Here is a 1,897-nt window from a genome sequence, read left to right as displayed (position 1 = left end):
GGCGACTTGGTCGGCGCGGCGTCGGTCATCGGGGGCATCCTGCGTGATCGGAAGGCGAGAACGAGGGCCGTCGGCCATCCCGCGCGGGATGGCCCGGAAGTGCCGCCGCCCGCGCCCCGGTTGGGGGGCGCGGGCGGCGTGGACGTCAGATCAGCTTGGCGAGCGCCACGGCCGTGTCGGCCATGCGGTTCGAGAAGCCCCACTCGTTGTCGTACCAGGACAGGATGCGCACGAAGGTGCCGTCCATGACCTTGGTCTGGTCGAGGTGGAAGGTCGAAGAGTGGGGATCGTGGTTGAAGTCGATCGAGACGTTCGGCCGGTCGGTGACGCCGAGCACGCCCTTGAGCGGGCCGGCGGCCGCCGCCTTGATCGCCTCGTTGATCTCCTCGACCGTCGTGGCGCGCTTGGCCGTGAAGACGAGATCGACCGCCGAGACGTTCGGGGTCGGCACGCGGATCGCGGTGCCGTCGAGCCGGCCCTTCAGCTCCGGCAGGACGAGGCCCACCGCCTTGGCGGCGCCCGTCGAGGTCGGGATCATGGACAGGGCGGCCGCGCGCGCCCGGTACAGATCCTTGTGCATCTGGTCGAGCGAGGGCTGGTCGTTGGTGTAGGAGTGGATCGTCGTCATGAAGCCGCGCTCGATGCCGACCAGCTCGTTGAGCACCTTGGCGACCGGGGCGAGGCAGTTCGTGGTGCACGAGGCGTTCGAGATCACGAGGTGATCCGAGGTCAGCTTGTCGTGGTTCACGCCGTAGACGACCGTGAGGTCGGCGCCGTCGGCGGGCGCCGACACGATGACGCGCTTGGCGCCCGCGTCGAGGTGCGCCTTGGCCTTGTCCCGCGAGGTGAAGATGCCGGTGCACTCGAGCGCGATGTCGACGCCGAGGTCGCGGTGGGGCAGCTCGGCCGGGTTGCGCACGGCCGTGACCTTGATGCGCTTGCCGTCCACGACGAGGAAGTCGCCGTCCACCGCGACCTCGCCCGGGTAGCGGCCGTGGACCGAGTCGTAGCGCAGCAGGTGCGCGTTGGTCTCGACGGGGCCGAGATCGTTGATCGCCACGACCTCGATGTCCTGGCGGCCGGCCTCGTGGATCGCGCGCAGCACGTTGCGGCCGATGCGGCCGAACCCGTTGATGGCAACCTTCACCGTCACGGCGTGACTCCTTCCTGATCGGGGGCGCCGCGCCTTGGGCGTCCGAATTCTGCGTTGAGAGGGCGGCGTCCGCGCCGGCCTTCCGCGTGCGGGACCGCTCTAGGAGCGTCCGGGCTGAACCGGGGATGAACCGTGACCGTGGCGGCTTGAGCGTGCCGCGAACCTGTCTCGTCCAACCGCACCGGGCCGCCCGGGATCGTCCGATCCGCGAACGGCGCGCGCGTAGGCCAAAAGACCGGCCAAAGGACTGTCACAGGTCGATATTCCGGCACGTTGCGGCCCGCGGCCGCGGGCCCGGCGGGGCACGCGGCGGCTGTCTAACATGGCCCCCCCACCTGTCAAACGCACCGGCGTGACAATCAGGGGTTACCCCCCGGCTTACCCGCGCTCCCGGTGGGTTCCCCGCGGGATAGCGGGGCGAACCGCGGGCGCCGGACTGGAAATCCGCGCCGGCTTTGGGGAAAACCGGATTCCAGCCCGCCCGCGGGCGAGGCCGGCACCGGAAGCTCGACGCCCCATGAACGCTGCGACCGACGCTGCGACGAACGCTGCGACCTCCCCGCCGGCCGCTCCGGCCGAACCCGCCGTGGCCGACGCGCTCGCCCGCCTCGGCACCGCGCTCGCCCGGCTGGAGGCCGTGGTGGCGCGCCGCGTCGAGGCGGCCGCGGCGCCCGACGACCGCGACACCGAGCTCGCCCTGATGGAGCAGGACCGGGCCCGGCTCGCCGCCGCGCTCGATGCCGC

2 protein-coding genes are annotated in these 1,897 nt (G+C 71.7%); one reads left to right on the top strand and one right to left on the bottom strand.

Going from position 1 to position 1,897, the window contains the following annotated elements:
* Positions 1-145 precede the first annotated feature (145 nt).
* On the bottom strand, positions 146-1,153 hold the full coding sequence (gene gap, locus AX737_RS02300; RefSeq protein ID WP_066918686.1) for a type I glyceraldehyde-3-phosphate dehydrogenase: 1,008 nt from the start codon (positions 1,151-1,153) through the stop codon (positions 146-148).
* Between the two features lie 517 nt (positions 1,154-1,670).
* On the opposite strand from gap, the gene AX737_RS02295 reads away from it, so the two are divergent.
* On the top strand, positions 1,671-1,897 hold a 227-nt coding region (locus AX737_RS02295), incomplete at its 3' end, for a DUF4164 family protein (RefSeq protein ID WP_156453491.1).

The sequence above is a fragment of the Methylobacterium sp. CCH5-D2 genome (genome assembly GCF_001556475.1).
Taxonomy (GTDB): domain Bacteria; phylum Pseudomonadota; class Alphaproteobacteria; order Rhizobiales; family Beijerinckiaceae; genus Methylobacterium; species Methylobacterium hispanicum.
Note: the sequence above shows the minus strand (reverse complement) of the source record. Positions and strands in the feature narration are given on the sequence as shown.